This is a genomic window from Alcaligenes sp. AB3, assembly GCF_031844565.1.
Taxonomy (GTDB): domain Bacteria; phylum Pseudomonadota; class Gammaproteobacteria; order Burkholderiales; family Burkholderiaceae_B; genus Alcaligenes; species Alcaligenes faecalis.
Window position 1 is genome coordinate 337,402 of sequence record NZ_JAUZVM010000002.1, and the last position, 26,969, is coordinate 364,370.

Consider the following 26,969-nt stretch of genomic DNA (forward strand, 5'->3'; position numbering starts at 1 on the left):
CCCCCGCCTGTCCGGCGTGGCGAGGGATAGAAGGATGACAAAGCGCTGGCTGCAAGCTGGCGCTTTTTTTTACCGTGCTCATGCCGCAAAATCCAGGCCGGAATCTGGGCAATGGCGACAGTGAGGGCGGTGCTGCCGTTTTTTTAGGATGTGTGGATGCTGTCATCGGTGGGTGCGTTTTCGTCCCTGTACTTTGCGACCCTGATGCTCTTGCTCAGCTCGGGCCTGTTCAATACCTTCATGGGGGTGCGCCTGACGGCCATCTCGGTGTCAGAGGTATGGATTGGCGGGCTGATTGCAGTGTATTACCTGGGCCTGGTATTTGGTGCTCGTATGGGTCACCGCCTGATCATGGGCGTGGGCCATATTCGGGCATACGCTGCCAGTGCGGCCATCGTCACCATCTGTGTGCTGGTTCAGATTCTGGTCGATTCCATGTACGTCTGGTTGCTGCTGCGGTTTTTGGCGGGTGCGGCCATGGTGGTGCAGTTCATGGGCATTGAAAGCTGGCTGAACGAGCAAAGCGACAATAGCCAGCGTGGCACCATCTTTGCCATTTACATGGTGTTCTCCAGCCTGGGCACGGTGCTGGGGCAGTTGTCGCTGACCCTGTTCCCGCATCTGAATTTCGAGCCGCTGGTCTTTGTGGCGATCTGTTCGGCCTTCAGCCTGGTGCCGGTGGCGATTACCCGCCGCAGCCATCCGCCTTTGCAAGTGCCTGCGCCCATTAATGCGCGCTACTACGTGGACCGCGTGCCCCTGTCCATGATGGTGTTGCTGGTGGCCGGTATGCTGACCGGGGCCTTTTACGGATTGGCGCCGGTGTATGCGGTGCGCGTGCATTTAAGCAATGAGCAGGCTGCCTTGTTCGTCGCGGTGTCGGTGGCAGCCGGGGTGCTGGCCCAGTGGCCGGTGGGGTGGCTGGCGGACCGCATGAGTCGTGTCAAGTTGATCCGCATTAACGCGATCTGTTTGCTGGCCTTGGCCATTCCTTTGTGGGGCTGGTTCGAGGCACCATTCTGGTTCTTGCTGATTTTTTCGGCCCTGTTCGGAATTCTGCAATTTACGCTGTATCCCCTGGGGGCGGCGTTCGCCAACGATAACGTGGACCCGGAGCGGCGGGTTGGCTTGAGCGCCATCCTGTACATGGTGTATGGCCTGGGAGCCTGTCTGGGGCCGCTGCTGGCTGGCGGCCTGATGTCTTATATCGGCAGCAACCTGTACTACATTTTCGTGGCTGCCTGTGGTTTGGCACTGGTCCTGCTGGTCCGTCCGCAAAAGGTACTGGGCGATCACTTGAGCCAGGATGCTCCTACGACCTTTGTGCCTATGCCTGACAGCTTGCAAAGCTCTGCCGCGGCAGTGGCACTGGACCCACGCGTCGATATCAGCTCTGACGTGTCGCACGACCCTGTGTTCGAGGATCTGCCGCCTGTTGAAGAGCGGGTGCCTGCGACGACGGAAAGCACGGCTGCGGAGCGCAAGGCGGAGGATGAGGCCGCAGAAGCGACACTTGCCGAGGACGACAAGGGGGCAGATCCTGTCGCTGGAAGCTCCGGGGGTTCTGTAGGCTTGGATGATTCTGGGAAACCGGCCGATGGGGATAGCTCGGGCGGTGCGGAAGACGCAGGGAGCAAGCGGAAACCGTCAGATCCAGCCCCTTGAACAGTCGCCAGAATCGAGCCTGTTTTCGTGGCGCTTTACGACCATGATTCACTCGTAAAAAAACCCAGGCCTGGCCTGGGTTTTTTATCTTTGCCCAGATCTTAAATCTGGAATTCAGGCCCGCTAAACTCTGCTTCAACCTCAATCTTGCCAGCCAGAATATCCTGCTGCAGCGCTGCAATACGCTGACGCACGGCATCCGGTGTGTCCGGAGCCATGATCAAGCGCACGGCGTCGGGTTGCTGCAGGCCAACCTTGAAGATCTTGCCGGACTCAAACTTGTTTTCGCTCAGATCCTTGCAGGCTTCAAACACGCCAATACCCACATCCGCCCAGGCCGAACCCACAAACACATCAGGTTCGCGAGCGACCCAGTCAATCACATTGCCAATTTCCTTGATGCCCAGCTCACGGCAAGCCTGGGTGGTGCCACTGCGGCCCTTGTTCAGCATGGTGTAGATAATGTCCGCACCGGCTTTGGCCTGCGCCTGGGTGACGCGGGCGGCCAGTTCAATATCATCCTGATTGCCGGAGAAGTTCGTCAGCAGCTTCACATCCGGATTGGCGTGCTTGACGCCAGCGGCGTAGGAAGCGCGGGCGCGCAAGCCAGGTGGCACCCGTATGCCGGACTGGTGGGCTACCACGCCGGTCTTGGTCATCAGGGCGGCGTAGGCGCCGGCCAGCCAGGCGGACTCTTCCTGACGCACGTCATAGCTGCTCAGATTGCTGGCGGTGACAGCCCCTTGCGTGATAACAAAGCGGGTTTCCGGAAACTCCTTGGCCACCGTCAGGGCGGCGTCGGTATTTTGACCGCCGTGGGCGATCAGCAAGGCGGGCTTGTATTGAGTCGCCAGTTCGCGCAGGGCGGCAATTTGCGCCTGAGTTTCGTTGGCTACCTGGTCTTTGTAATGGCCGGTAATGGGCAGTTGGTCCGTGGCTTTCTTGAAGCCTTGATAACCAGCTTGCATGAAACCGTTGTCATCAATGTGGCCACAAAACAAGGCAGCGACTACGGGCGTGTTGGCCGCCAGTATACTGCGGCTTAGCCAAGGGGCAGCCAGCGCGCCTGCTCCTGCGGAAGCGGCGGCCAGCAGTAATTGGCGACGGGTAAATCCGGTCATGATCATGTCTCCTGTGTAGTTTCCGACGTGGGCGTCGGTAAAAATCGTTTTTTTCTAATCTACAGGAGATGAAAAGCAGCGGTCCCCGAAGTTTTAAATGTCAAATATAAGAATTCGCTTGTAGTGCGCTTTTGCGGGCGTGTATGAGACACGACCGGAACTGTTTAACGCGGAATCAGGGCCACGATCGCGCCTATTGCCAGGGCAACCCCCACCATATTGAGTGCGCTGAGTTTTTCTTTGAAGAAGCCCGCTCCCACAATGGCTCCCAAGGCAATGACGCCAATGTTCATGGCCGAGAACACCAGTGTGGGATTCTCCGGGAAAATCTGGTGAGCGCGGATGTAGAAGAAAATATTCCCGAAATTCAGCAAGCCCAGTACCAGACCGGCCAGCAGGCTGCCTCGGTGCCAGACCGTACGCTTGGCCAAAAGCCAGCATAGCATCAGCACTCCTGCCAAGGAGAAGGACACGACCAGACTGCTGGAGAAGGCAGCCCCGGCTTTGGAGAGCTGTTTGAACATGATGTCGATCACGCCATAGCCCAGCCAGACAGCCAGCAGCATCAGGGCGGGATGTCTGGCGCCCGTGTCCTGCTTACTGGTTTGGTGGGGGCGTATCAGCAAGCACAGCAGGGCGGTCAGAGCCAAGCCTATGCCCAATAGCTTCTGGCCACCCAGATGCTCGCCAAACAAGAGAAAAGCTGCCAGCAGGGGAAGGAACAGGGACAGACGCTGGGCGGCATCGCTCAACACAATACCGGCCTGTCGTACTGCTGCCGCCATGAACAGAAAGACACTAGGCAAAAGCACGCCCAAGGCAATCAGAATCCACCAGGGCGTGGAGGGATTGAGCAGGCTGCTGGGGTGGGGTTGCAGCAGTACCAGGCTAAGCGTGACGGCCACCCCGTAGTTGACCACGATGGCCTGGGCCACATCGATCTGCCGCTGACGCGCGACTTTCAGCAGAATGGAAACCGCCACACTGCACAGAATGCTGGCAATCAGGGTGAGCATATTAGAGGGCCTCGACCATAGCGCGTGGACGGGCTTGTTCCAAAGACAAAGGAGGTTCGGACAGTGTGGTTTTGGCCGCTTCCAGCTGCAGGCGGGCAAACAGGTCCTGGTCCGCCACAAACTGCGGGTTGCCGGTCGTCAGCAATTGCTCGCCATAGAAAATGGAGTTGGCACCCGCCATAAAGCACAGAGCCTGGGTGCTGTCATCCATGGTTTCGCGACCCGCTGACAGGCGTACGGCGCTGGTGGGCATCAGGATACGGGCAATGGCAATGGTACGTACGAACTCGAAGGGATCCAGATCATCAACCTGGTCCAGCGGTGTGCCCGGCACTTTTACCAACTGGTTGATAGGCACGGACTCGGGATAGGGGCGCATATTGGCCAGCTGAGCCAGCAAACCAGCACGCTCGCGACGGCTTTCGCCCATGCCGATGATTCCGCCGCAGCAACTGTTCAAACCGGCTGCGCGTACGCGTTCCAGTGTGTCCAGTCGGTCCTGATACGTGCGCGTGCTGATGATCTGGCCATAAAACTCGGGAGAGGTGTCCAGGTTGTGGTTGTAGTAGTCCAGACCGGCATCTTTCAGGCGCTCGGCCTGACCGTCTTTCAGCATGCCCAGGGTGACACAGGTTTCCAGCCCCATCGCTTTGACGGCACTGACCATATCAATGACCTGATCCAATTGTTTTTCTGTAGGCGAGCGCCAGGCAGCTCCCATGCAAAACCGCTGTGCGCCCTGTGCCTGGGCAGCGCGGGCCGCTTCCAGTACCTGCTCCAGGGGCATCAAGGGTTCAGGTTCCAACTCGGTCTGGTATTTGGAGGATTGCGGGCAGTAGGAGCAATCCTCGGGACAGGCACCTGTCTTGATGGACAGCAGGCTGGAGAGCTGGATTTGATTGGCCGGGTGATGCTGTCTATGTACGGTCTGCGCCTGGAACACGAGGTCCATAAAGGGCAGCTCGTACAGCTCCATGATGCGACGAATCGTCCAGGGTGCGGGGGTATTTACAGACATGGCAGGCTACCTTATTCAGTGACGCGGCTATGCTAGGTTCTCTGTCTGTGAAAGACGACTCCAGGGCCTGTCTGATAGTGAAGGTTTTCGCTGCCACAGGGCTTATCTCAGTGATAGTTAAGCGAAATTGTTGCTAACTTCGCTTAATTTGCTTTCTTGTGGTCGATACAAATTGTTTCTTCGCTATTGTTTTCAAAATGTTTCCTCGATTGATTCAGCACCGGATTACCTCGGGCTTGAGCTTTTCATCCGAGGTAAACTGACAGGCGATTTTGCGAGAGGATAAGCATGCATGTGTTCGAGCGCCGCATCACCGTGGAATGGGGTGATTGCGATGAGGCCGGGATTGTTTTCTATCCCAATTATTTTTATTGGTTTGATTGCACGTATCAGGCGTGGTTGCGGCAAGTCGGTTTAAGCCAGCGAGTCTTGCGACAAGAATATGATGCGGTAACGCCTTTGGTGGATGTCGGTGCCAACTTCCGTGCCCCCGTTACCTACGACCGCGAGATCCGCGTTTGCGTGCAGGTGGCTCAATGGCTGGAGCGTCGCTTCAAGCTTGAATATCAAGTCTTCAATAGGGATGGTGTGCTGGTCGCAACCGGCCACGAGTGGCGCGCCTGGGCACAGGTCTTGCCGGAAGGGCGGCTGAAAGGGGCAGCCATTGCTGAAGGTTTCCGCCAGCGTTTAGAAGGGAACGGGGCTGTTTGAATCGGCCTGAGCAGACACGGGCAGGCGCTGCTGCACTTGATGCAACTGCGGCTTGCCATTGAGCGGGATATAAACAAAAGCCAATTGCTTGAACAGGCGTGCTTGCCAGCGTGCTTGCTGCAGGCTGATGTCCAGCACCAGCAGGCTGGGTTCGTCCGGCCATTTGCCTTTGGGGTCCAGGTTCACGGCGGGCCACCAGCGCAAATCCAGCTTCTGCAAATCGCGCAGCAGGCTCTCCTGAACCGCATCGTTGAATGCACGGCTGCAAATTTGCGCACCTGGATTGCAGGCCGTCAAAATCGCCGCGCCACGGCTGTTTTCTTGTTCCAGTAATTGGTTCAGCGGGCGGTTGAGCTGGCCGATGCGCACGTCCATATCGCCCTGTGGGCTGTGTACACGGTAGATCGCCTTCTCGAAAGCGTGAGACAGGGCGGCGGGCAGGTCTTTCTGTGTAGACATAAGCTATCTTGCGTCGTTCTGTTCTCCGGACCCACAAGACTGGCAGTGGGATGCATGGTTTGTTTGTGTTCAAACCACGCATCCATTATTTACACAGTTTCAGCCTTCAAGCAAGTTATGAGACGCGTGGATCCTGGATTCGATTCCAGATCGAATACAAGCTGGGCAAGAACAAGAGCGTCAGGATGGTGCCAATGGCCGTGCCGCCGATCAGTGTCAGAGCCATGGAGCCCCAGAACACGGAGAAGGACAAGGGGATGAAGGCCAGCACCGCTGCCAGTGCCGTCAGAATAACGGGGCGGGCACGCTGTACCGTGGCCTCAATCACGGCATCGTAGGGGGATGCGCCTTCGGCCCGGTTGGTCTTGATCTGTTCAATCAGAATCAAGGTATTGCGCATCAGAATCCCCGCCAGACCAATCAGCCCCAGAATTGCGGTAAAGCCAAAGGGCTGCTGGAAAATCAGCAAGGCGGGCACGCTGCCGATCAGGCCCAAGGGGGCGGTCAGGAACACCATGATCATGTTCGAGAGCGAGCGCACCTGAACCACGATAACGAGCAGCATCAAGGCAATCATGACCGGGAAGACGGGCAGCAGCGCGTCGTTGGATTTCTTGGCCTCGGCGGTAATCCCGCTCATCTCGATCAGGTAGCCAGGGGGCAGGGACGCCTGCAAGGAAGCGAACTCCTTCATCACCCGATTGGCCACTTCTGCCGGTTGTACGTGCGGGGCAATATCACCTCGTACCGTCATGGTGGGCAGGCGGTTGCGACGTGCCAGCTTGGGCTCTTCCTGCATGATTTCCAGCTTGCCGACTTGCTCCAGGGGCAGGTTCCGGCCCTGGTCATTCATGACGGTCAGACCGGAAAGACGGGTTGGATCATGGCGGTTGATGGCCGAGCTGCGCGCCACAACCAGCACATTACGCAAGTCCTCGCGGTATTCCGCAACGGTTGTGCCATCCAGCTGCAACTGGATTTGCTCGGCCAGACTCTGGCGATTCAGGCCCAAAGCTTGCAGACGTTGCGGGTCCACATCCAGCTTCAGGACAGGCACACGCGAGCCCCAGTCCACGTTCACCTGGCGCATGTCCTTGTCGGCACGCATGACAGCCATGGCTTGTTCGGAAATATCACGCAGCTTGTCCAGATCGGGGCCACGCACCAGAAACTCCACCGGGTATTTGGTGGATGGCCCGAACACCAACTGAGTAGCCCGAACTCGTGCTTCAGGGGTCAGACCATCGGCCACCACCTGGCGGAAGCGTTGCAACAAGGCGTCGCGGTCGTGATGATCGGCCGTCAGCACCACCAGACGCGCAAAGGAAGGGTCAGGCAGTTCAGGGTTGTAGGACAGGAAGAAACGCGGCGCACCTTGACCGGCATAGCTGGTGACCAGCCTGGTTTCGGGTTGCTCGCGCAACCAGCTTTCCACCTTGCGAGTGACCATCTGGGTGGACTGGATGCCGCTGCCTTCGGGCAACTGCACTTCTACCAGCAGCTCGGGCCGGTCAGAGGTGGGGAAGAACTGCTGCTTGACGAAGCCCATGCCCACCGCCGCCAGCACGAAGGCAGCCACCACGATGCCGGCTACCAGGTATTTGTGGTGTACCGACCAGGCAATCATGCGGCGCAGACGCATGTAGTTTGGAGTGTCGTAAATGGCTTGGTGACCGCCAGGACGGGCAGGAATCGCGGGCAGCAGTTTCACGCCCATGTAGGGGGTGAAGGCCACGGCAACCAGCCAGGACGTCAGCAGGGCGGCGGCCAGAATCCAGAAAATATTGCCGGCGTATTCCCCGGCAGAGGAGCGGGCAAAGCCTACCGGCAGGAAACCGATAATCGTCACCAGTGTGCCGGACAACATGGGGGCTGCCGTATGGTTCCAGGCATAGGCGGCCGCCTTCAGGCGGTCCATGCCTTCTTCCATTTTCACGATCATGATCTCGATGGCGATAATGGCGTCGTCCACCAGCAGGCCCAGCGAAATAATCAGCGCGCCCAGCGTCACCCGGTCAAACACCTTGCCCGTCATCATCATGATGACGAACACCATGGCCAGCGTCAGGGGAACGGCCGCTGCCACCACAATGCCGACACGCCAGCCCATGCTGACCAGACACACCAGCAGCACCACGCTCAGCGCGGCAAAGAACTTGAACATGAACTCGCCCACGGCGGAGGCAATGTTCACCGACTGGTTGGTGACCGTATCCAGCGAGAAACCCAGAGGCAGGGCAGCGGCTATATCTTCCCGTGCCTTTTCCAGATCCTTGCCCAGATACAGGCCGTTGTAGCCCTCTTGCATCACCACATCCAGCAGCATGGCAAATTCGGCGTTGTGGTGAATCTCGAAGCTGGGCGGGTCCTCGTATCCTCGGCTGACGGTAGCGATATCACCCAGTCGTAGCGTGTGGCCTTGCACGTAGATATAGGTATTGCTGATGGCCTCTACATCATCCAGCCCGGCGCTGAGGCGCATGTGAATGCGCGGCCCATCGGTGCTGACGGCGCCACTGGCTGTCATGGCGCTGCGCTTGGACAAGGCTTCCAGAATCTGTTGCGGATTGAGCTGCAGATTGTGCAGCTTGGCCTCGTCCAGATCGATAAAGATGCGCTCGCTTTGTTCACCCAGAATATTGACCTTCTTGACGCCGGGAACTTGCAGCAGCTGGCTGCGTACTTTCTCGGCCTCGCGGGTCAGCAGGCGTGGCGGCAGGCCGGGTGCTTGCAGTGCAAACAGGCTGAAGGACACGTCCGAATATTCATCGTTCACAAACGGCCCTTGCACGCCTTTGGGCAAGCGTGGGGCCTGGTCCTGCAGCTTCTTGCGTAACTGGTAGAACTCGCTTTGAACGTCTGCGGGCGGCATGGTGTCTTTCAGGGTCACCACCATCAAGGCCGTGCCGGGGCGGGTCACCGTCTCTACCTTGTCAAACCAGCGCAGCTCCTGCATGCGCTTTTCCATGGGTTCGGCGACCAGGTCCTGCATTTCCTGAGCGGTGGCTCCGGGCCACATGGCGGTGACGGTTAGCACTTTGACGGTAAAGGCCGGGTCTTCAGCTCGGCCCAGCTTCACGAAGGAGTAAATGCCGGAAGCTGCCAGAGCAATGATCAAAAATAGTGTGATGGCCCGCTCACGCACCGCCAGGGCGGAAAGATTGAAGCGGCCTGTCATGGCTTGGCCTCGCGTGTTTCTGGACGAACTTCCTGGCCTTCATGCAAAAGGTTCGCTCCCAAGGCCACGATGGGCGTGCCAGCGTCAGGGCCCTGGGAGAGGAAGGCGTGTTCCTGGGCCAGCTTGGCAATGGTGACAGGCTGCCAGTGCACGGTTTTCTGATTATCAATGACCCATACGCCGGGGCCTTTGCCGGCATCGTAAATGGCGGTCAGCGGCACCTGATTCAAGGCGTCTGCGTCCGGAGGAGTCAAATGCACGATCGCGCTGGAGCCCAGTCGGGGGCTGATGCTCTGATCCTCAAAAGAGAAACGGGCCTGATAGCTGCGCGTTGCCGGGTCGGACGATTGGGCCAGTTCGCGCAACTGGGCGGGCAGGCTTTCCTGGGAGTCTGTCAGCTCGATCGTGGCGCGGGTGCCCAGTGGAATATTCCACTGTTCGGGCAGGCTGACGATCACATCACGTTGGCCGTCCTGGGCCAGGCGCAGCACGGCTTGTCCGGGGCTGACAACCTGGCCAACATCCGCCAGCTGGGCGGTAATAATGCCGCTGGCCTCTGCTTTCAGCGAGCTGTATTGGTCTGCATTACGAGCAATCTCAGCCTGCGCCTGGGCGGATTTCAGATTGGCCTGGGCGCTACGCAGTGACTGTCTGCTTTGCTCGTGAGCCTGACGAGAGACACCGCCCTGATCCACCAGCAGGGACAGGCGCTTGTAATCCGACTGGGCTTGCTCGGCCTGCGCCTGAGCCGCTTGCACAGCCGCCAGACGCGCGCGGTGATCCAATTGCAGATCCTTGGGGTCCAGTGTCATCAAGAGCTGGCCTTTTTCCACGTGCTCGCCGTTCTGGACCTTGCGCGTATCAATCTTGCCACCTACTCGAAAGGCCAGTGGGCTTTCAATGCTAGCGCTGACCAGACCCAGAAAACGTCGCTGCTGATCGGCCTTGGGCTGGATCACGCTTTGAATGACCAAAGGCGCCTGGGTGCGAGGGTCAGCCTCCTGCGTTTGTTGGCTGCACCCCATCAGGACCAGGGCGGCGGACAAACTCAAGACGGGGCTAAGAGAGCGAAGAAGAGCCATGCAGGACTCCGGGTAGGTAAATAGTTGGATGAACTGTAACTTGGGGCGTGATGTTCAAGGCATCAGGCTGCGCAGGATAAGCTGCGTCACCACCAGCAAACCCTGACGGGTTTTTTCAGGGGGATGTATTTCCAGCAAGACAGGGTGCAGACAGGCGGTCAAGGCAAACAGGATGCCTTGCACCACCTCGTCCAAAGGCGTGCGGCGTTCAAAGTCACCGCTTTCACGACCTGCGCGCACCAGGGCGGTGATCTGGGTCAGCAAGTCCTCTCTGTGCTGGTCCACCGTTGCCCAGTTGTTTTGCAGTGCCTCAATCACCACTTCTTGCATGCGGCCTTCCTGCAAGAACAGCTCCAGGCTTAGGTTGCAGGCAGTTTCAATGAAATGGCGCAGACGTTCAATCGGCGGCAAATCACCTTCAACAATCTGCTGCAATTGCACATGCATGCCATTGAGGACGGAATGGCAGATCGCTTGGCCGATAGCCTGCTTGGAGTCGAAAAAACGGTATAGATAAGCGCTGGAGACGCCTATGGATTTGGCCAGGCTGGCAACAGAGGTCTTGCGATACCCGTAGAGCCGGAAATGCGTATTGGCCTGCTCAATGATCTGTTCGCGGCGATGATGCTCGGTCGGACCACGCTGGCCCAGAGTACTGGCTGGCATAGAAGTTGAATGTTGAAGTAACGATAACGCAATACATTAACTTCAACGATCGGATACGACAAGAGAATTGTCAGTTGTATGGGGGGAGGGGGGGTAGGTGTTCGTCTTGTTTGTTTGCTTAATTTGAGTCCTTCGCTGGCAAAGGGAAACCCCCATAAATCATTGGTGGTTTCTGTGTCAAAATTACTCAATAATTACGATCTTTATAATCAATGTTGGGGTTTGGGGGAGCGATGCCGCCTATTAATCAAGTGCTTCCATACTTTAAGCGGCGTCTTAATGGTCATTGCTTGGTAGTGAGTTCTTCTGGTGATCATCTTTTTTTGAGCGATCAACAAGTTCAGATATTGGATAGTGGTCAGGTTCACCTTTTTCCTTTAGAGGCCCAGGCACAATTAAAATCTCGTTTCTTTATCGCTGAGAACGATTGGCAGGGTTCTCGTCGTTTGTTGGTATCACGCAAAGCTGCACGCCATGAAACTGTAGAGACAGGGGTGGGATTGCATATCATTGTGCTGACATTGCAATGTGCACACTCTTGTCAGTACTGCCAAGTTAGCCGTTCCTTGGCTGATACGGGGCATACGATGTCCTTGGAAAACTTGCTAGAAGCTTGTCGCAGCATTTTTCAAAGCCCCGCTCAGTCCTTGACTGTCGAGTTTCAGGGTGGGGATCCTCTGCTGAGATTCGACCTGCTTGAAAAAGCGATTCTATATATAGAAGAGTTAAATCAGAATTTTGGTCGAAAGATCCGATTTGTAGTTGCATCGACTTTGCATCAACTTACGGAGTCGATGTGCCTGTTTTTTCAAAACCATCAGGTTGTCCTTTCGACAAGTATTGACGGACCAGCGGCATTACATAATCGTAATAGACCTATACCTGGTCGAAATTCTTATGAGCGAACCCTACAAGGGATAGAGCTGGGACGTCGTATGCTGGGGGAAGAGTCGGTTTCAGCATTGATGACAACAACTAAGCTGTCTTTGTCCTTTCCTGAAGAAATTGTGGATGAATACGTTCGTTTAGGCTTTAGAGATATTTTTTTGCGGCCGCTTAGCAGTTATGGTTTTGCCAAGCGAAATCAGAGTCTGTTGGGGTACGAGCTGGATAGATTCCATGAGTTTTATCAGCGGGCATTCGAGAGGGTGCTGTACTGGAACCGGAAAGGAGTCGAGCTGCGCGAGGTTTATGCATCCATCATTTTGAATAAGATTTTGTCTCCATTTGATGGGGGCTACGTGGACCTGCAAAGTCCTACTGGGGCAGGGCATAGTGTGATGGTCTACAACTACGATGGTTATGTATATCCCAGTGATGAGGCGCGTATGCTTGCTGAGTCAGGGGACGTGTCTTTGAGGCTAGGCCGTATCGGGGTGCCATTGGATGTGTTGCAGGCGTCATCAACTCAGCAGGCGCTGAGGCAGGCTAGTTTGGTGACGGAGATTGCCGCTTGCTCCGCCTGTGCGTTTCAGACGTTCTGTGCGCCCAACCCGGTGGACTCCCAAGCTCAGTTTGGTGTTGTGGATGCCCCTGTACTGGAAACTGAGCATTGTCTTCGACATCAATGGTTGTTCGACTTCTTTTTCGATCGAGTGAGTTCGGCTACTGAGGATGAATTGGATTTGTTTTATGCGTGGGCGCGTCCTTCTATTGAGGAGGTTTATTAATGCGTCGGGTAAAAGCAAACTTCGAGGCGACCGAGTTGCATGGTGTGTGGCAGGTTGTGAGGTGTGAGGAGCTTGCGTCGCAATGGCGCCCCGACTTGCGCTTTATGGTGCAGGTAGCAAATTCTGTTGAGCGCGAACGGGTCGTTCAGTTCAGGGCGGCAGGCTTAGAGAATGTTGCTTGGGTGGAGTCTGAGGATGTGATGGCAGGAGATGTCCTTGTGCCCGAGCGGCATTTGAATAGAGCGGCCATACTCCATCGCCCATCGGATAAGCATCATGGTTTGCAGTTAACCAATCGTTGTAATAGCTACTGCATGATGTGTTCACAGCCCCCTACGCCGCAGAATGATGATTGGATGGTGCGAGAGGCAGTCGAGGTGATTAGGCATATGCGGCAGTCTCCTGCGGTGTTGGGTTTAAGCGGAGGGGAGCCTTTATTATTAGGCGAGCGCTTGCGAGAGGTATTGGACGCAGTAGCAATCCATCACCCTGATACTCAGGTTGAGGTTCTGACGAATGGACGACTGTTAGCGGACTCAGGCTTGAGCCAAGCTCTTTTGTCTGATCTAACTCCGAGTGTTACCTGGTTAGTGCCTTTATATGGCCATGCTGATTTTTTGCATGATTTTGTCGTTCAAGCGCATGGGGCTTATGAGCAAACGATAGAGGGGCTGTTGAACTTACAGGCACACTCGCAGCCCGTTCAGCTGCGTATTGTATTGATAAGGCCCGTCCTGGAAAATTTGCAGGAGCTATGTGTCTTCATTGGACGTAATTTACCCTTTGTGCGGGAAGTCGCCTTGATGGCGTGTGAGCCTATTGGTTTTGCTTTGGCTAACAGAGAGATGTGCGAGGTTGATCTTGTCGATTGGCATGAGATCTTGTTGAGGGCCACGCGGGAGTTGAGGCGACATTCTGTGCCTTTCCTCTTTATGAACACGCCTCTATGCACGTTGCCGCGAGAGCTCTATGGATATGCACATCAGAGTATTTCTGATTGGAAAAATGTTTACTCAGCAGAGTGCGATGAGTGTGATGTAAAGCCTAGTTGTTCCGGTTTCTTTGCCTGGCATGAGCGTGGTTGGAAGCCATCCAAAACGATAAAACTATTGCTAGAGAATGTGGAATGAGTCGCTTCATTAAAAATATCAGTTTGTTCCTGGCAAGCATTACGCCATTTTCCGTAAAGTCTGCTGATGCGAGAGTGACAGTTACCGACCTGGCGCTCGATGCTTTTTCCCTTCCTCAGGCAGTGCCTTTGCGGCCTCTCAATTTTGAGACAGATAATTTGTTTGCGGCACATCGCTCGCACTCCAGTCATCGGTCTCACTCTAGCCATCGTTCACACTATTCAGGTTCGAGCGGTCGTACATATTCAGCGCCTGCGCGGGTGCCTGTTACACCTTTGTATGGGGGAGGGGCAACGGCCACAACTCCACGCTCGCTTGCGCCATCAAGTGGCCGCTCTTCTTCTGGCGCAGCAGCGGGAGCAGGTACAAGTGCCGCCGGGGCGGTCGGAGCAGCGATGGGGAATGTAGAGTTAACTCGTAGTGAGAAATTGAAATTGCAGGTGATGCGGGTGCAGATTCAGCTTATCTCTCTTGGTTTGTATGACGGGGCTGTGGATGGTGTTCTGGGGGCGCAAACGGTACAAGCACTTAAGCAGTTTCAGCTACTAAAGTCTTTACCGGCTAGTGGTCAGATGACAACTGAAACGATGAATGCTCTGGGCGTGCCAGTAGTGAATTAAAGGCAGCCCGGGTATTCAAGGGATATCTCTGCGGGGTTTTTGCAGTGTATTTGCAGACATATCCCGCGAGGTATATCTCTCTTGAAGGTGAGGTAAGACGAATTAAGAGCTTGCTTGGGCTATTTGTGAAAATAAAAAAAGCCTGACAGATCGAAATCTATCAGGCTTTTTGAATTTTTTGGCGGAGCGGACGGGACTCGAACCCGCGACCCCCGGCGTGACAGGCCGGTATTCTAACCAACTGAACTACCGCTCCGCAGCGGTGCCAAGCAAAAGCTTTGGCGTCCCCTAGGGGATTCGAACCCCTGTACCCACCGTGAAAGGGTGGTGTCCTAGGCCTCTAGACGAAGGGGACAGGACTTACAACTAAATCGTCGTTTTGGTGGAGGTAAGCGGGATCGAACCGCTGACCTCTTGCATGCCATGCAAGCGCTCTCCCAGCTGAGCTATACCCCCAATTTTCTTTACTTCGTTTTTTAACTGCGTCAAAAAACCAAAGTATCGAAATAAGTGTCAGGCTTGACGAGGCTTGCCACTTCAAACTGCTAAAACCAGTCCGGGACTGATTTTTAAATCTTTTGGCGGAGCGGACGGGACTCGAACCCGCGACCCCCGGCGTGACAGGCCGGTATTCTAACCAACTGAACTACCGCTCCGCAGCGGTTGCCAAGAATCTTGGCGTCCCCTAGGGGATTCGAACCCCTGTACCCACCGTGAAAGGGTGGTGTCCTAGGCCTCTAGACGAAGGGGACAGGACTCTACAGCTAATCTTCGTTTTTTGGTGGAGGTAAGCGGGATCGAACCGCTGACCTCTTGCATGCCATGCAAGCGCTCTCCCAGCTGAGCTATACCCCCATTTCGGTGTTCTTTTTTGTCGACCACCAACGAAGAATTGAGATTATGAAGGTGTTTTTGCCTTTGTGCAAGTCTTTTGAAGAAAAAAACCAAAATAAAGTAAAAAAATCTTCAGGGGGGCCTGACGGGGAGGGAGGAGCCAGGACGACGACGGGTCTTCCTGATGGGTGGAGGGGTGAAAAAGCGACTTGGAATGAGTATGGGAGATGCTTGTATCTTTTTGTTTTATACGGGTTTTTTGTGTCTTATTTGTGTCATAAAATTTCATTTGTGGCGTAATAAAAAGAAATGCTTTCAATTCCTGTCGTCGTTTTTTTGTTCCTTTCAGGGTGCCGTAATTCCCTGCTTAGGCGCATAAATGAAGGGTTTATGAGAAATTTGCGCAGCTCTGTAATCTAATGATGTTATGCTTCGTTGAGTAACATTTCACCTGCAATAATTACGTTTTGTAGGCCGATCTCTTAGCCTGCATTTTTTTATTTAATGGCGCTATGTCAGCAAAGCAGTGCATATCATCACCTCTGCCAGTTCCAGTGGATGCACAAAGACGAATCAGTTTGAGTGCTTTGCTGATTTGGGTGCTGTTGGTCTGGCTGTTGTTGATCTCGGCAACGGTTACTGTCATTTACAAGCAAAATCAGGCGGAAACTCGTCAGCAGGTCAGTAGCGGCCTCTTGCGTCAGCTCTCTGACATCAGCTATTCCGTGGCCTTGGCCGCGCCCGCCAGCTCGACTCCCGCTCGTTTGCGCCAATTGGACCAACAGTTCCAAGGGGTGGTGCATTTGCTTCGGGAAGGGGGCATGGTTGATGGAGTCATGTTGCTGCCACTGGACAAACCCTTGCTGGGCCTGGTGTCCCAGCTGACCAATGAATGGCAACGGCGTTTGATGCGCCTGGATTTCCCGGTCAGCTCGGAGCAAGTGCTTTTGCCTGCCGCCAGTCTGAACGCGGAAGACTCCCTGTTTCGCCACAACACCCAGCAATTGCTGGATGCCTTTGACGCCTCGCGCGAAAGCATGCGTGCCCAGCATCGCTGGATCGTGTTTTTCATGCTGAGCCTGGATTTGGTTGCGCTGTGCCTGTCTTACTTCATGTTGCGAGCCTGGGCCGCTGAGCCTTTGCGACAGCTGATGGCGCAAGGGCGAGCCTTTACGACTGGCAACTACCGGGCCAAAAGTACCAGTGCCGGCACTAGTGAAACGCGTTATCTGTCACAAATACTGAATTCCTGCGGTTTGCAGATTCAGCAGCTGGATGCTCAGCTTTCTATTCAGCAACGCAATTTATCCCAGCTCAACGCCCTATGTCGCAGTTTGAGTCACAACCCTTTATTGGGAGTTTATTTATCCCGTGATGGCCGCTTTGATTTCGTCAATAAAAAGCTGGCCGAGACATTGGGATATAGCCGCGCGCAATTGCGTCAGGAGTTCACGGTTGATCAGGTTTTTCTGGCGCCGCGATTTCCTTCCTTGACTCAGGTGGTGCCCGATTCGCGATCTGGCGGCAGCAGCTTGCGCTATGAAACGCGGGCACTACGCTATGATGGCAAATCCATTGATGTAGAAATTTGCGCTATTCCCATTCAGCTGGACGGCCGTATGGGAATGGTAGCGGTGGTGCAGGACATCACCACGCGGGTACGCAACGAAGTGACAGGCCGTCTGGCCGCTGTGGTATACGAGAACACTTGCGAAGCAATCGTGGTGACGGACCGTTTTGGTCACGTGGTGGATGCCAATCCGGCTTTTAGCCGTATTACGGGTTATGAGCTGGACGAAGTGCGCGGCCGCACCCTGTCTATCTTGAACTCCGGCCGTCAGGACAACGAGTTCTACCGCAAGATGTGGCGCGAGATTTCAGAAACGGGACGCTGGCAGGGCGATATCTGGAATCGTCGCAAGAATGGCGAAGATTTTGCCGAACGCTTGACGATCAGCACGGCCTGGAATCCGGATGGCACGGTGTATCGCCATATTGGCTTGTTTACCGACATTACCAGTCATAAAAAGCGTGAAGCGCAGATGTGGAAGCAGGCACATTACGACCATTTGACTGGCTTGCCCAATCGTCAGATGTTCCAGGATCGCTTGCAGCAAGCTCGCGAACAATCCCGCCGTACCGGTTTGCCGTTTGCGCTGATTTTCATGGATCTGGATTTTTTCAAGGATGTGAACGACTCCCTGGGGCATGAGAAGGGTGATGTGCTGTTGCAGGAAGTGGCCCAGCGTTTGCAGCGCTGCGTACGGGTAACGGATACCGTGGCCAGGATAGGCGGGGATGAATTTACCGTCATTATTTCGGATATCAGTGATACCTCCATTGTGGAGCGCACCTGTCGCTGCCTGTTGGACACCATTGAAGAACCCTTCCAGTTGGGCAAGAACTCGGTATCAGTCTCTGCCAGCCTGGGCATTACCCTGTTCCCCGAAGACGGTGATGATGCCGGTCAGCTGTTGAAAAATGCGGATATGGCCATGTATGCCGCCAAGGCTTGTGGCCGCAATCAATATTGTCGTTTCTTGCCTGCCATGAGCGAAGCCGTGGAAGCACGTTTGCGTTTCTCCCAGGACTTGCAGAAAGCCTTGAGCGAGCAGCAGTTTCAGCTTTATTACCAGCCTATCGTGGATCTGCGTACGGGGCGTGTCACGCGTGCCGAGGCCCTGATTCGCTGGGAGCACCCGCAGCTGGGCTTGGTGCCGCCATCAGAGTTCATTCCTTTTTCCGAAGATTCCGGGCTGATTGTCCTGATTGGTGAATGGGTTTTCGAGACAGCTGCCCAGGCTGCTGTCGTGCTACGGCAGGAGCTGGACCCGGCTTTCAGGGTCAGCTTGAACGTGTCGCCTGCGCAGTTCAAGTTGAATGGCTCTTGCGCGCGCGGTTGGGTGGAGTATTTGCAGAATCAGGGCATCCCGGGGGATGCGCTGGTCGTGGAAATTACCGAACGCTTGTTGCTGGACGACCAAGGGCAAGCCTTGCAGCAGTTGCGCTCCTTGCGTGAGTACGGCATGAGCGTGGCGCTGGATGATTTCGGCACGGGGTATTCGTCCCTGTCGCACCTGAAACGTTTTTCCATCAATGTGCTCAAGATCGACCAGTGTTATATCCGTAATCTGGCCTTGAGCAGTGAAGATCTGGTGCTGACCCAAGCCATGATCGTCATGGCTCAAAAGCTGGGTTTACGCGTCGTGGCCGAAGGGGTAACCAGCCACGAGCAGCTGGATTTGCTCAACAACGCGGGTTGCGATTTCATGCAGGGCTATTTGTGCTCCACGCCTATCCCGGCCGATGAGTTCGTGGATTGGTGCAAGACCTGGAATCGGGAGCATGCCGGCGGCTTTGCAGGGCGGCTCAGTGCAAATGCGCCACAGACTTTACAGTAGGCAGCGGGGCCTTCGAAGCCAAGCTGTCACTGGTAAAGCCTGTGGGGGGATGAATCCTTGATCGTTCAAGGCTGACGGCGAGAGCGCCAGGCAAAAAGAATCAGCAACAGACCTGCCCAGATCAAGAAGGGCAGATTGCCGTACTTCACATAGGGAGTCAGGCCCGTAGTGCCCTGGACTTCCACATCCAGCACGCCCGGGGTCAGGGGCGGCAGAACCGCACGAATACGGCCATAAGGATCAATGGCTGCCGTCATGCCGGTATTGGTGGCACGTAGCATGGGGCGGCCGGTTTCCAGAGCCCGCATGCGCGAGATCTGCAAGTGCTGGCTCAAGGCCCAGGAATCGCCAAACCAGCCCAGATTGCTGATGTTCAGCAGCAAGGTAGCGCCTTCTTGGCCGGGGCTGCCTTGTACGGCCTGGATGATCTCTTCACCAAACACGTCTTCATAGCAGATGTTGGGGGCCACACGGCCTTCCGCCATCTTGAAGGGCGCTTGCGGCAAGGCGCCGCGATGGAAATCTCCTAGCGGAATGTTCATCATGTCCACAAACCACTGAAAGCCGGTGGGGATGAACTCGCCGAAAGGCACCAGATGATGCTTGTCGTAATAGCTGGCCGTGCTGTTGATGATGTCCTGGGGTTGAGTCTCCGGGCTGATCAACAAGGCGCTGTTGGTGTAGCTCAGCTTGCCGTTGACAGTGCCACGGTCCATGGGCACGCCCAGTACCAGATTGGCCTGATGGCGCTGTGCCAGCTCTGTCCAACGCAGCCAGAAGCTGGTTTCCAGACGGTTTTGCAAAACAGGGATAACCGTTTCAGGCAGTACAATCAGTCGTGGAGCGTCTTCAGGAGACTTGGCCGGTAAATTGGCCAGCTCGTAGTAACGCTCTATGCCTTCACTCATATTGGGACCGAACTTGGCGCTTTGGTCGATATTGCCTTGCACCAGACGGGCAATAAAGGGCGCGCCATGGGGCTGAACCCAGGCAATATGCGGCAGGCTGATACCGATCAGGCCAAAAATCATGGCAATACCAATGCCGATCGCGCTGGAAGGGCTTTGGTTCTTGTCTTTGGAAGCGGCAAACTGTGCAATCACGGCGGCGCTGAAGGCCGATAGCCAGGCCAGACCATAGACGCCGATAACGGGTGCCCAGCCGGTAAACATCCCTTCCGCGTGGGCGTAGCCGATATTCAGCCAAGGGAAGCCAGTCAGCAAATTGCCACGCAGCCATTCGCTGAGTGCCCAGCAGCTTGCCCAGCCTGCTGATAACAGCAATCGTGGTAGCCAGGCATCACTATCGTGCTTGGGGCGCAGCTTTTGCCAAACTGCCGAAGCCAGAGCCGGGAAGACGGCCAGGGCCGCGGCCAGCAGCAAAACGCCCAGGGCGGCCATCCACGAGGGCATACCACCATACTGGTGCATGCTGATGTAGAGCCAGTAAATCCCTACGCCAAAATGACCCAGTCCGAACAAATAGCTGCGACCAAAGGCTTGACGCACGGACTTTGCAGCCATGATCTGTGAGCAGGCAATGGCCAGCAAGGTGATCTGGTAGAAGGGCAGAATCCAGGATGGCAGTGGGCCAATGGAGAAGGACAGGGCATGCAAGCCCCCCAGGACCAGCAATAAAGCGACGCCAAGCGCCTGGGGTAAAGGTTTGGAATCAGGCTTGTTCAAGATCAGGCTCGGCGGGTGTGGCTCGCTGAACGTGCAACCATAGGGCTCGCTTGGCATCGGCACGTACAACGGTGATGCTGATGCCATCAAGCTGGGCCACATCGCCCCGGCGAGGGATATGTCCCAATTCGGACGCTAGCCAACCACCCACGGTGTCAAAGTCATCGTTAGGCAGGCTGGTCTGGAACGCTTCGTTGAAATCCGGGATTTCAGTCAGGGCCATGACACGCCAGCTGTCGGGGCCGGCCTGGAAAATGGTCTGCTCGGCATCTTCATCGTATTCATCTTCGATGTCGCCCACGATCTGTTCCAGCACGTCTTCCATGGTGACCAGGCCTGCTGTGCCGCCGTGCTCGTCAATAACGACGGCCAGATGATTGCGGCTGCCACGGAACTCATGCAGCAAGACGTTCAGGCGCTTGGTCTCGGGGATAAATACGGCAGGACGGATCAGCGGACGCAAATCCAGTGTGGGATTGGCAATTGACAGCAGCAGGTCCTTGGCCAGCAGGATACCGATGATATTGTCGCGCTCCGTCTCGTAGATCGGAAAGCGGCTGTGGCCCGTCTCAATAATGATGGGCAGCATTTCGGTCAAAGGCTTGGCGATGTCCAGCATATCGATCTTGGAGCGGGGCACCATGATATCGGCCACGGTCTTGTTGGCCATATCCAGCGTTCCGGCGATCATGGACAGCGATTCGTCGTCGATAACTTTGCGGGCGTGGGCCGCAACCAGGACAGACTTAAGGTCTTCTCGGTCTTCGGGTTCGTGACGCCGATTGAAAAAAGCACTTAAGCGAGAGATGGGATTGTTTGAGCTGGCCTTGGAAGGGCGGGGCTCGGGGTCGGGAGCAGAGTCTGACATTGTCCGAAGGACGAGTTAAGGAAGAATCAAGCATAACCGAAAAATGATGACAAGGTATGTACCTGTCATCATTCGGAATGCGCGAAGGGCGGTGAGTATCAAGGCTGTTTTATGATCGCCGGTTGCAGGCGACCGGGACGGGCGAGTCTAGCGTTCCTGATACGGATCGGGGATGCGAAGGCTGGCCAGAACGGCTGTTTCCAGTGCCTCCATGTCCTCGGCCTCGTCCTCTTCAATGTGGTCGTAACCCAGGGAGTGCAGACAGCCGTGCACAACCAGGTGGGCTGCGTGGTGCAGAAACGGTTTTTGCTGTTCCTGGGCTTCACGCTCCAGAACGGGCAGGCACAACACGATATCCCCGCTGACCACGCCATCTTCGTCCTGACCATATTCAAAGGTCAGTACATTGGTGGCGTAATCGCGTTCCCGGTAGCTCAGGTTCAGGCTTTGGCCTTCTTCGGCGTCCACAATGCGCAAGGTGGCGGACAGGGCGGTGAAGCGATCTTCGGGGTGGATGCGTTCGACCGCTTTATCAATCGTGCGCTGCATCCAGCGGCGGATACGGGAGCGGCTCAGCTCGGGGCAATCAACAGCGTACTGGACGCTTAAGGACAGATCAGGCATCACCAGCTCGTTCGTAGGCGTCCACAATTCGCGCAACCAGAGGGTGACGCACCACATCGCGGCTGCTGAAACGTGAGCAGGAAATACCCTGGACGTTTTCCAGTACCTTGACGGCATGATTCAAGCCACTGCGCTGACCTTTGGGCAGATCCACCTGGGTGGGGTCGCCGGTAATCACGGCCTTGCTGCCAAAACCGATGCGGGTCAGGAACATTTTCATTTGTTCCGGCGTGGTGTTCTGGGCTTCGTCCAGAATCACAAAAGCATGGTTCAGCGTGCGGCCACGCATATAGGCCAGCGGTGCAATTTCGATGATTTGCTTCTCGAACAGACGCTGGACTTTCTCCACGCCCATCAAGTCATACAGAGCGTCGTACAGAGGCCGCAGATAGGGATCGACTTTTTGCGCCAGATCGCCGGGCAAAAAGCCCAGACGCTCCCCCGCTTCTACAGCGGGCCGTGTCAGCACCAGACGGTGCACGGATTCACGTTCCAGCGCATCAATGGCGCAGGCCACCGCCAACCAGGTCTTGCCGGTACCGGCCGGGCCTATGCCGAAGTTGATGTCGTTGTTCAGGATGTTGCGCAGGTATTCGCGCTGACCGGGCGTGCGGGGACGCAGATCACGCTTGGCGGTGCGCAGGGAGATTTCTTCCTGGCCCACGGGAGGCAGCTCGGGCAAGGGCTCGGGCTTTGCCTCTTTTTCGTGGCTGCGACTGGCGCCCAGCTCCACCAGACCCAGCTGAATATCGTCAATATTCAGCGCGCGGTGCACCGCGCGCGAATGGAACCAGTCAATGGCCTTGGCAGCCTCCTCCGCGCGCTCGCCTTCAATCGAAACATGGCTGCCACGCCGACGCAAGGTGACGTCGTAGGCAATGGCAATCTGCTTGATGTTCTCGTCCAGAGGGCCACACAGATTGGCCAGATGGGTATTGTCCCCGTCCAGGCGCAAGGCAGTGGGCATGCGGCGGCGTTGGCTAGTCATAGATCAGGCTCCTGCAACCCGGTCATGGGTCACGATTTCTCCGCGCAGGGTGTTGGTCAGTACTTGGGTCACGTGCACATCCACAATTTGTCCGATCAGGCGAGGGTCGCCGGGGAAGTTGATGATGCGGTTGTTTTCGGTACGGCCTTTCAGTTCCGAGTCGTCTTTGCGCGAGGTACCTTCGACCAGAATGCGTTGCACGCTGCCGACCATGGCCTGGCTGATGGCCTGGGCCTGCTCGTTGATTTGCGCTTGCAGGCGGTGCAGGCGGTCCAGCTTTTCTTCTTTGGTGGAGTTGTCTTCCAGGTCGGCGGCGGGCGTGCCGGGGCGACGGGAATACACAAAGGAGAAAGACTGGTCGAAATTCACATCGCGAATCAGCTTCAGTGTCTTCTGGAAATCTTCTTCCGTCTCACCGGGAAAGCCCACGATAAAGTCCGAGGACAGGACGATGTCGGGACGGGCCTCGCGCAGGCGGCGGACGATGGATTTGAACTCCAGCGAAGTGTAGCCGCGTTTCATTGCAGCCAGAATACGGTCGCTGCCAGCTTGCACGGGCAGGTGCAGGAAGGGGACCAGCTTGGGCAGATTGCCGTGGGCGGCGATCAGGCGCGAGGTCATTTCCTTGGGGTGCGAGGTGGTATAGCGAATACGCTCGATACCGGGAATCTCGTGCACGTATTCCAGCAGCATGGCGAAGTCGGCAATTTCGCCGGCAACATCGGTAGGGCCACGGTAGGCGTTCACGTTCTGGCCCAGCAGTGTCACTTCACGCACACCCTGGTCGGCCAGGTCAGCTACTTCCATCAGCACGTCGTCAAAGGGGCGGGAGACTTCGGGGCCGCGGGTGTAGGGCACCACACAGAAGCTGCAGTACTTGCTGCAACCTTCCATGATGGACACAAAGGCCGAATAGCCTTCCACTCGTGCCGGGGGCAGGGCGTCGAATTTTTCGATTTCCGGAAAGCTGATGTCCACTTGCGAGCGGCCGCTGTTGCGGCGCTTGACGATCAGTTCGGGCAGACGGTGCAAGGTCTGTGGTCCGAACACCACGTCCACGTAGGGAGCACGACGAATAATGGTGTCGCCTTCCTGACTGGCGACACAGCCACCCACGCCAATCACCAGATCGGGATTGAGCGCCTTCAAATGCTGAACCCGGCCCAGATCCGAGAACACCTTTTCTTGCGCTTTTTCGCGCACTGAACAGGTATTGAACAGGATGATGTCTGCTTCTTCGGGGTTGGTGGTCAACTCCACGGGGCGATCCTGATTCAGGATGTCGGCCATTTTTTCGGAGTCGTACTCATTCATCTGGCAGCCAAAGGTGCGAATGAAGAGTTTGCGGGCAGGCTTGGTGGCAGCGTCCGCGCTGGCGGGGGTAGAGAGTGTGGTGTCGGTCATAGAAGGAGCCGTGACGGGTGTATATCCCGCGGGCCATTGAAAATGATGAATCGAGCATTATAACGCCCAGCCTCCCATGAGCCACAAGCAAGCAGGGACTTCGGTGGTAGGACTTGTTGCAGACATGCTGCCACTTTGAGTGGCGGCGGCCGAAAGCAGCCGTGTCAGGGCATCGAGCTGGATCAGGATTTTCAGCCAGGTTCTGCTTGCGTCCTGTTTTTGTGGATTATATGATTCGTATATGGAACATATAAGGAACAAGAAATGGGTATCGTGAATATTGATGACGACTTGCACGACCAGTTGCGCAAGGCGAGCTCGGTTTCATGTCGCTCCATCAATGCGCAGGCGGCTTTCTGGATACGTATGGGACTGCTGTGCGAACTGAATCCGACCTTGAGCTTTAACGAGATTGTTGCTCGTGAAATGAAGGCGGCGGGTCTGGGTGAGCCCGCTGTACCGCTGGACCACACGGAGCCAGCATGATCAAGACGGCGGATGAAATTGCCTTGATGGCCGAGTCGGGTCGTTTGCTGGCTCAAGTATTCACGCGCCTGGATCAGTTGGATCTGATTGGCATGAACACCATGCAGGTCAATGATCTGGTCGAGAACTACATCGTTCAGGATCTGCAAGCCCGGCCCGCCAGTAAAGGGCAGTACGGTTATGCCTATGTTCTGAACTCCTCGCCCAATCAAGTGGTGTGCCACGGTATGCCGTCCACTGCGGATGTGCTGAAAGAGGGCGATATCGTGAACTTTGATATCACCCTGGAGAAGAACGGTTTTATTGCAGATTCCAGCAAAACCTACACGGTGGGGCAGGTTACGTCTGCTGCGCAAAAACTGGTCGATGCCTGCTATATGGCGATGTGGACGGGTATACAAACTGTACGTCCCGGCGCAACACTAGGGGACGTAGGATTCGCCATTTCGCAGTACGCGCGCAAGAATGGCTATTCCGTCGTGCGGGATTATTGTGGACATGGCATTGGGCGAGAAATGCACGAGGCACCCGAGGTTCTGCATTGGGGTACGCCGCGCACAGGCTTGCGATTGAAGGAGGGCATGGTGTTCACCATTGAACCTATGCTGAATCAAGGCGGTCATGCGGTGCAAACCGGGAAAGATGGCTGGACCGTACGTACCTGTGATGGCTTGCTGTCGGCACAGTTTGAGCACACGGTGGCTGTGACAGAAAGTGGTGTGCGTGTATTGACGCTGCGGCCGGATGAAACCATCCCGTATTAATTAAGTCGTCTGCGACCATTTCGGTCCCCACACCGTCGGCTTGTAGTGACTTATCCGATCCTTGTTGCTTGTGATCTGAAAATGACTGTGGCAAGTTCTATCGCTTCATGGAAATGAGACTCGCTGTAGGCATCGCTGGAGCTGCTATAGCAGTGAAGTTTTGCCATATTGCCGTCGCAGTATCGCTTACTGTATAGCCGTCGTGCCGAAGTATTCCTTCAGATAAATATAGGGTGGCAGGCGTTTGTTTTATTGAGGGCCGGAGCAGGTCGGCGGGCGAGTCAGGTTATTCGCCGCGGGCAGAGACCAGATGCGGGGTGCAAGGGTCGTGCTGTTTGAGGAGCACGCTTGCGGTTTGTCCGAGGGACAAACCGCGCTCCGAGTTCACGACCCGCCCGCATCTGGCCTCTGACAAGGGGACCCGTGCGCAGCACGGGCGAATGACCCGCCAAGCCGACCTGCTCCGGCCCTCAATAAAACAAAAAGAGGCTTACTGCTGCCACCCTATTACTTGCAATCCAGCAGCCCTAGAAATAAAAAAGCCCGACATTGTTTTAATGTCGGGCTTTTCTTTAACAGCGACTAAAGAAGCAACTTAGCCTTCTACAACCTCGCCGCCTTCGTCTTTCTTGATCGGCTTGACCAGATCCTCACGTTTCACGCCCAGCCACATGGAGATAGCGGCGGCCACGAACACAGAAGAGTAAATACCAAACCAGATACCGATGGTCAGCGCCAGCGAGAAATTGTGCAGCGTGGGGCCGCCGAAGAAGAAAATCGACAGCACCATCATCTGGGTAGAGCCGTGGGTGATGATGGTACGCGAGATGTTCTGGGTAATGGACAGGTCAATAATCTCCGATACCGACATCTTGCGCTGCTTGCGGAAGTTTTCACGGATACGGTCCATCACCACAACGGATTCGTTCACGGAGTAACCCAGCACAGCCAGAACACCGGCCAGCACCGACAGCGAGAATTCCCATTGGAAGAACGCGAAAAAGCCCAGAATGATGACCACGTCGTGCAAGTTGGCAATCGCACACGCCAAGGCCAGCTTCCATTCAAAGCGGATGCCCAGGTACAGCAAGATACCGGCGACCACAAAGGCTAGGGCCATCAAGCCGTTATGCAGCAGCTCCTGCCCCACCTGTGGGCCAACGAACTCCACACGGCGCAGTTCCACGTCCGAGTGTTGCTGCTTCAAGGCCTGGAGCACTTGCTCGCTTTGCTGGGTAGAGTCTTGTCCGTCCAGAACGGGCAAGCGGATCATGATGTCCTGTGAAGTCCCGAAGTTCTGTACCTGGAAGTCGGTATAGCCTAGCGACTGAATCGAGCCGCGTACATCTTCAACCTGCACGGTTTGCTGATAGTGCACTTCCATGACCGTACCACCGGTAAATTCGATGGACAGGTGAAAGCCGCGCACAATAATGAAAACAACCGCTGCGATAAACGTCAGAAAACTGATCAGGTTCAGCACCAACGCATGGCGCATGAACGGGATAGTGCGGTGAATACGAAAAAATTCCATGATGCTTTATGCCTGTAGTTGGGCCAGGCCGGTTTGCACCGGCCC

Annotated in this window: 21 protein-coding genes and 6 tRNA genes; 8 read left to right on the forward strand and 19 right to left on the reverse strand. The window is 55.8% G+C overall.

Translation table 11 applies throughout. The annotated features are described in order from the left end of the window. The first annotated feature begins 156 nt into the window (after nt 1–156). The gene (locus tag Q9R35_RS06645; protein ID WP_199265417.1) at nt 157–1,665 is read left to right on the forward strand and encodes an MFS transporter; all 1,509 of its coding nucleotides are present in this window, start codon (nt 157–159) and stop codon (nt 1,663–1,665) included. A gap of 101 nt (nt 1,666–1,766) precedes the next feature. On the opposite strand, the gene Q9R35_RS06650 is transcribed toward Q9R35_RS06645, so the two are convergent. The 3 genes from Q9R35_RS06650 to bioB all read right to left on the reverse strand — a co-directional run bounded on the left by Q9R35_RS06650 (nt 1,767) and on the right by bioB (nt 4,820). Further along, nucleotides 1,767–2,786, reverse strand: coding sequence for a BMP family protein (locus Q9R35_RS06650; RefSeq protein ID WP_311219571.1), 1,020 nt, complete (start codon nt 2,784–2,786; stop codon nt 1,767–1,769). A gap of 164 nt (nt 2,787–2,950) precedes the next feature. Continuing rightward, nucleotides 2,951–3,802: a hypothetical protein gene (locus Q9R35_RS06655; protein WP_042483175.1), complete on the reverse strand. Its 852-nt coding sequence runs from the start codon at nt 3,800–3,802 to the stop codon at nt 2,951–2,953. A 1-nt stretch (nt 3,803) separates the two neighbouring features. Then, nucleotides 3,804–4,820 carry a biotin synthase BioB gene (bioB, locus tag Q9R35_RS06660; RefSeq protein WP_063688680.1) on the reverse strand — a complete coding sequence of 339 codons (1,017 nt, stop codon included), beginning with the start codon at nt 4,818–4,820 and terminating at the stop codon, nt 3,804–3,806. Nucleotides 4,821–5,108: 288 nt separating this feature from the next. Here bioB and Q9R35_RS06665 point away from each other — a divergent pair, with 288 nt between their 5' ends. Next, on the forward strand, nt 5,109–5,531 hold the full coding sequence (locus tag Q9R35_RS06665; protein WP_042483181.1) for a thioesterase family protein: 423 nt from the start codon (nt 5,109–5,111) through the stop codon (nt 5,529–5,531). Here Q9R35_RS06665 and Q9R35_RS06670 read toward each other — a convergent pair. From Q9R35_RS06670 to Q9R35_RS06685, 4 genes are all read right to left on the reverse strand, one after another. Next, nucleotides 5,508–5,990, reverse strand: coding sequence for a DUF3293 domain-containing protein (locus tag Q9R35_RS06670; RefSeq protein WP_311219572.1), 483 nt, complete (start codon nt 5,988–5,990; stop codon nt 5,508–5,510). The two genes, Q9R35_RS06665 and Q9R35_RS06670, sit on opposite strands and share 24 nt — an antisense overlap. A 115-nt stretch (nt 5,991–6,105) precedes the next feature. Beyond that, nucleotides 6,106–9,168, reverse strand: a complete 3,063-nt coding sequence (locus Q9R35_RS06675) for an efflux RND transporter permease subunit (RefSeq protein ID WP_063688673.1) — start codon at nt 9,166–9,168, stop codon at nt 6,106–6,108. Next, a complete protein-coding gene (locus Q9R35_RS06680) occupies nt 9,165–10,250 on the reverse strand; it encodes an efflux RND transporter periplasmic adaptor subunit (protein ID WP_125303749.1) in 1,086 nt (361 codons plus the stop codon). Before Q9R35_RS06680 ends, Q9R35_RS06675 begins: the two co-directional genes overlap by 4 nt. A 54-nt stretch (nt 10,251–10,304) precedes the next feature. Beyond that, nucleotides 10,305–10,916: a TetR/AcrR family transcriptional regulator gene (locus tag Q9R35_RS06685; protein WP_045930902.1), complete on the reverse strand. Its 612-nt coding sequence runs from the start codon at nt 10,914–10,916 to the stop codon at nt 10,305–10,307. Nucleotides 10,917–11,149: 233 nt separating this feature from the next. Here Q9R35_RS06685 and hxsB point away from each other — a divergent pair, with 233 nt between their 5' ends. From hxsB to hxsA, 3 genes are read left to right on the forward strand one after another with little or no spacing between them, the layout of a single operon-like run. Continuing rightward, nucleotides 11,150–12,586, forward strand: coding sequence for a His-Xaa-Ser system radical SAM maturase HxsB (gene hxsB, locus Q9R35_RS06690; RefSeq protein WP_311219573.1), 1,437 nt, complete (start codon nt 11,150–11,152; stop codon nt 12,584–12,586). Further along, nucleotides 12,586–13,716, forward strand: a complete 1,131-nt coding sequence (gene hxsC, locus Q9R35_RS06695) for a His-Xaa-Ser system radical SAM maturase HxsC (RefSeq protein ID WP_042483199.1) — start codon at nt 12,586–12,588, stop codon at nt 13,714–13,716. The genes hxsB and hxsC overlap by 1 nt, the downstream gene beginning before the upstream one ends. After that, complete coding sequence (gene hxsA, locus Q9R35_RS06700) at nt 13,713–14,336, forward strand: His-Xaa-Ser repeat protein HxsA (protein WP_080723723.1); 624 nt, start codon at nt 13,713–13,715, stop codon at nt 14,334–14,336. The genes hxsC and hxsA overlap by 4 nt, the downstream gene beginning before the upstream one ends. 179 nt (nt 14,337–14,515) lie before the next feature. Here hxsA and Q9R35_RS06705 read toward each other — a convergent pair. The 6 genes from Q9R35_RS06705 to Q9R35_RS06730 form a co-directional block, all read right to left on the reverse strand. Continuing rightward, nucleotides 14,516–14,592, reverse strand: a tRNA-Asp gene (locus Q9R35_RS06705). A 23-nt stretch (nt 14,593–14,615) separates the two neighbouring features. After that, nucleotides 14,616–14,691: transfer RNA gene (locus Q9R35_RS06710), tRNA-Glu, on the reverse strand. A 25-nt stretch (nt 14,692–14,716) separates the two neighbouring features. Beyond that, nucleotides 14,717–14,792: transfer RNA gene (locus Q9R35_RS06715), tRNA-Ala, on the reverse strand. Nucleotides 14,793–14,915: 123 nt separating this feature from the next. Further along, nucleotides 14,916–14,992 (reverse strand) — tRNA-Asp (locus tag Q9R35_RS06720). Between the two features lie 20 nt (nt 14,993–15,012). Beyond that, nucleotides 15,013–15,088: transfer RNA gene (locus tag Q9R35_RS06725), tRNA-Glu, on the reverse strand. A gap of 27 nt (nt 15,089–15,115) precedes the next feature. Next, a tRNA-Ala gene (locus tag Q9R35_RS06730) sits at nt 15,116–15,191 on the reverse strand. Between the two features lie 557 nt (nt 15,192–15,748). Between Q9R35_RS06730 and Q9R35_RS06735 the strand changes: the two genes are divergently transcribed. Further along, nucleotides 15,749–18,571, forward strand: coding sequence for an EAL domain-containing protein (locus Q9R35_RS06735; RefSeq protein WP_086069105.1), 2,823 nt, complete (start codon nt 15,749–15,751; stop codon nt 18,569–18,571). A gap of 65 nt (nt 18,572–18,636) precedes the next feature. Here Q9R35_RS06735 and lnt read toward each other — a convergent pair whose 3' ends face one another. The 5 genes from lnt to miaB form a co-directional block, all read right to left on the reverse strand. Beyond that, nucleotides 18,637–20,256 carry an apolipoprotein N-acyltransferase gene (lnt, locus tag Q9R35_RS06740; RefSeq protein WP_109088837.1) on the reverse strand — a complete coding sequence of 540 codons (1,620 nt, stop codon included), beginning with the start codon at nt 20,254–20,256 and terminating at the stop codon, nt 18,637–18,639. Continuing rightward, entirely contained in the window at nt 20,243–21,124 is an 882-nt protein-coding gene (locus tag Q9R35_RS06745; RefSeq protein ID WP_086060412.1) for an HlyC/CorC family transporter, read from the reverse strand. The genes lnt and Q9R35_RS06745 overlap by 14 nt, the downstream gene beginning before the upstream one ends. A 147-nt stretch (nt 21,125–21,271) precedes the next feature. Then, complete coding sequence (gene ybeY / locus Q9R35_RS06750) at nt 21,272–21,748, reverse strand: rRNA maturation RNase YbeY (protein WP_311219574.1); 477 nt, start codon at nt 21,746–21,748, stop codon at nt 21,272–21,274. Next, the gene (locus Q9R35_RS06755; RefSeq protein WP_042483213.1) at nt 21,741–22,736 is read right to left on the reverse strand and encodes a PhoH family protein; all 996 of its coding nucleotides are present in this window, start codon (nt 22,734–22,736) and stop codon (nt 21,741–21,743) included. The genes ybeY and Q9R35_RS06755 overlap by 8 nt, the downstream gene beginning before the upstream one ends. A gap of 3 nt (nt 22,737–22,739) precedes the next feature. Then, nucleotides 22,740–24,140, reverse strand: coding sequence for a tRNA (N6-isopentenyl adenosine(37)-C2)-methylthiotransferase MiaB (miaB, locus tag Q9R35_RS06760; RefSeq protein WP_042483216.1), 1,401 nt, complete (start codon nt 24,138–24,140; stop codon nt 22,740–22,742). Between the two features lie 264 nt (nt 24,141–24,404). Here miaB and Q9R35_RS06765 point away from each other — a divergent pair, with 264 nt between their 5' ends. Further along, nucleotides 24,405–24,626 carry a ParD-like family protein gene (locus tag Q9R35_RS06765; protein ID WP_086069101.1) on the forward strand — a complete coding sequence of 74 codons (222 nt, stop codon included), beginning with the start codon at nt 24,405–24,407 and terminating at the stop codon, nt 24,624–24,626. Beyond that, nucleotides 24,623–25,390 carry a type I methionyl aminopeptidase gene (map, locus tag Q9R35_RS06770; protein WP_311219575.1) on the forward strand — a complete coding sequence of 256 codons (768 nt, stop codon included), beginning with the start codon at nt 24,623–24,625 and terminating at the stop codon, nt 25,388–25,390. Before Q9R35_RS06765 ends, map begins: the two co-directional genes overlap by 4 nt. A gap of 595 nt (nt 25,391–25,985) precedes the next feature. Here map and secF read toward each other — a convergent pair. Continuing rightward, on the reverse strand, nt 25,986–26,924 hold the full coding sequence (secF, locus tag Q9R35_RS06775) for a protein translocase subunit SecF (protein ID WP_063688654.1): 939 nt from the start codon (nt 26,922–26,924) through the stop codon (nt 25,986–25,988). Between the last annotated feature and the right edge of the window lie 45 nt (nt 26,925–26,969).